This is a genomic window from Kitasatospora sp. NPDC057198 (genome assembly GCF_042670125.1).
Lineage (GTDB): Bacteria > Actinomycetota > Actinomycetes > Streptomycetales > Streptomycetaceae > Kitasatospora.
This window is the reverse complement of the sequence record NZ_JBHUWH010000695.1, coordinates 1-2887: the sequence shown is the minus strand read 5'-3', so window position 1 is coordinate 2887 and position 2887 is coordinate 1. Positions and strand designations below refer to the sequence as shown.

Annotated in this window: 3 protein-coding genes; 2 read left to right on the top strand and 1 reads right to left on the bottom strand. The window is 77.5% G+C overall.

Going from position 1 to position 2887, the window contains the following annotated elements; all coding sequences use genetic code 11:
• Positions 1-81: 81 nt before the first annotated feature.
• Positions 82-1152 (top strand): hypothetical protein, encoded by a 1071-nt coding sequence (locus ACFUEL_RS37880; protein ID WP_380242490.1) that lies wholly within the window; start codon positions 82-84, stop codon positions 1150-1152.
• On the opposite strand, the gene ACFUEL_RS37875 is transcribed toward ACFUEL_RS37880, so the two are convergent.
• Positions 1134-1925, bottom strand: a complete 792-nt coding sequence (locus tag ACFUEL_RS37875; RefSeq protein ID WP_380242488.1) for an HAD-IA family hydrolase — start codon at positions 1923-1925, stop codon at positions 1134-1136. The genes ACFUEL_RS37880 and ACFUEL_RS37875 overlap by 19 nt on opposite strands.
• Before the next feature lie 264 nt (positions 1926-2189).
• Here ACFUEL_RS37875 and ACFUEL_RS37870 point away from each other — a divergent pair, with 264 nt between their 5' ends.
• Positions 2190-2825, top strand: coding sequence for a carbonic anhydrase (locus ACFUEL_RS37870; RefSeq protein ID WP_380242486.1), 636 nt, complete (start codon positions 2190-2192; stop codon positions 2823-2825).
• The last annotated feature ends 62 nt before the right edge of the window (positions 2826-2887 follow it).

Here is a 2887-nt window from a genome sequence, read left to right as displayed (position 1 = left end):
CGCCTGCGCCCCGGGCGGTCCGGACGGGGCGGCGGCGGGCAGGATTGCCCCACCGGGCGGGCCCAACGGACGGGCGGGGGCATGGAGTTCACCATCAGCGGGCGGATCCGCCGACGCGGGCGGCGCCTGGTCGGCTGGTCCGCACCCGGCGTGCTCGGCACCGCGGCCTGGGCCGTCGCGGCCGACGGCGGAGGAGCCCGCCGTGGCGCGCTGGCCCTGCTCGTCCTGTGCGCGGGCCTGCTGCTGCGCGGCGCCTCCGAACTGCGCCGCCTGCGCAGGCCCTTCCGGCTCCGCCTGGACGACACCGGAATCACCCTGCACGACGCCCAACTCCCTTGGGAAGTCGTCGAGTCGATCGCGCTGCGGCACCCGCCGCGGTCCGCCGAGGACCACGGATCCGGCGTCTCCCCGCCCCGGCTGGTGCTGCGGCTCGCCCCGGGCGCCGAACTGCCCCGCGCCCGCGGGCGCGGCGCCGCCGACCCGCGCGAGCACACCCTGCTCGACTGCGCCGACCTCGACCAGCCGCGGGCCGAACTCGTCGGCGCCCTGCGGGAGTTCGCCGGGCCCCGGTTCGAGACCGCACCCCGGCACCTGCTGCCGCCCGGCCCCCGCGACATCCGGCCGCCCGAACTCGGCGGCGTCGAACGGCAGTTCACCGCCCGCCGGAACAGCACCGCCGTCCGGCTGGCCGTCACCGCCACCGCCGCCGCGATCTGCGCCGTCCCGCCGGTCGTCGCCGTCGCCCTCGGCCGCGCGCTCGGCTCCGCGCCGCTCGCCGTGCTGGGCCTGCCGTTCGCCGCCCCGCTGTGCTGGGCGTCCGTACGGATGGTCCGCCGCCAGTCGCGCCCGCTGCGGCTGCGGATCGGCCCGGACGGCATCGGGCTGCGCGAGCCCGCGGAGCCGGAGGTGTTCGCCCGCTGGTCCGACATCGGCGCCGTCACCACCGGCCGCCTCCCGCACGGCGTCGAGGCGCACCCGCACCTGGTGGTGTACGCCGCGCCCGGCAGCGTCCTGCCGTTCCCGCGCGGCTTCGTCGACGGCGGCCACCCGGGCCACGTCCTGCTGCGCCTGGACCAGCTGCCCGACCGGGGGCGCGGGCTGTCCGCCGCGCTGCGCGCCTTCGTCCCCGACCGCTACACCGACCTCGGCTGACGGCCGCCGGGGCGCCCCGCCACCCCGCCGCCCCGCTGCCCCGTCCGCTGCCCCGGCCCCGGCCCCAGCAGCCGCGCCAACTCCGCCCCCGCCGCCCGCAGCGAGGGCACGCACAGCGCCGCCCCGGGCAGCGCCGCGGGCGGGTGGGAGAGCGTCAGGCCGATCACCGTGCACCCGGCCGCCGCGCCCGCCGCGACGCCCGCCGGGGCGTCCTCCACCACCAGGCAGCGCCGCGGGTCGACGCCCAGCCGGCGCGCGGCCAGCAGGTACGGCTCGGGGTGCGGCTTGGCCTCCCGCACGTCGTCCCCGTACACCTGCACCGCGGGCAGCGGCAGCCCGGCCAGCGCGAACCTGCGGCGCACCGTTTCGCGGACGCCCGAGGTGACCAGCGCCCAGCCGCCCGGACGCAGCGCCGCCAGCAGTTCGGCGGCGCCGTCCGCGGCGGGGAAGGCGGCGTCGCCCTCACGGTGCATCAGCGCGGTCAGGACGCGGCGCTCGGCGGCCGGGTCGAGGGCGGAGGCGACCTCGCGGACGGTGTCCTCGGGGCGGCGGCCGAAGGTGTGCCGCCAGACGTGTTCGGCGTCCAGGGCGTGCGGTGCGGCCCAGGCCGTCCAGATCCGGCGGTAGGCGGGCAGCGAGTCCAGCAGCACCCCGTCCACGTCGAACAGCACCGCGTCGAACAGCGCCGCGTCGAACGGCACCGCGTCGAACGGCACCGCATCGAACGGCACCGCATCGAACTGCGCCGGGTGCCCCTCGTCCGTCGTCCCCACCGCTCCCCCTCGCTCCCTCTCGCTCCGCCCGCTGCGGCGCGTTCCGGCGGTCGGCGCCGGTCAACGCCGCTCCGCGACCGCCCCCGGACCGATGGTATTCGTACCAGCTGTCCGGTGCGGCGGCGATTATCGCCGTCACGGCCACGATATCCGGACGATTCCGGCCGCTATGCGCCGTTTGATCATGGCTTGCGCCCGGTGTCGGAACGTCCAGGAGGTGGCCCGGACGCGACCGGCGGCGGACGGGGGACGTAGTCTGCGGGCATGACTGACGCCGATCACCTCACTCCCCAGGCCGCCTTCGACATGCTGTTGGCGGGCAACGGCAGGTTCGTCGCCGGTACCCCGCGCCACCCGAACCAGGACGCCGCCCGCCGCGCCCAGACCGCCCCCTCCCAGGCCCCGTTCGCGGTGCTGTTCGGCTGCTCCGACTCCCGGCTCGCCGCCGAGATCATCTTCGACCAGGGCCTCGGCGACCTGTTCGTGGTCCGCACCGCCGGCCACGTGCTCGGCCCGGAGGTGCTGGGCAGCATCGAGTACGGCGTGAGCCTGCTGGGCACCCCGCTCGTGATCGTCCTGGGCCACGACTCCTGCGGCGCCGTCGGCGCCACCCGGGAGGCCGTCGCGGCCGGCTCCAGCGGCGACGGCTTCGTCCGCGACGTCATCGAGCGGGTCACCCCCAGCGTGCTGGCCGCCAACGCCGCGGGCTACACCGACAACTCCGACTTCATCGACGAGCACATACGGCACACCGTCGCCCTGCTGCTCGACCGCTCCCACGCCCTCGCCGCCGCCGTCGCCGCGGGCACCACCGCCGTCGTCGGCCTCTCCTACCGCCTCGTCGACGGCACCGCCCACCTGGTCACCACCCGCGGCCTCGACCTCCCCGCCGCCGCCTGACCCACCGCCACCGACACCCGTTACCCGTTCCACGGGTACCCGTCACCCGGAAGGGGCCGTCC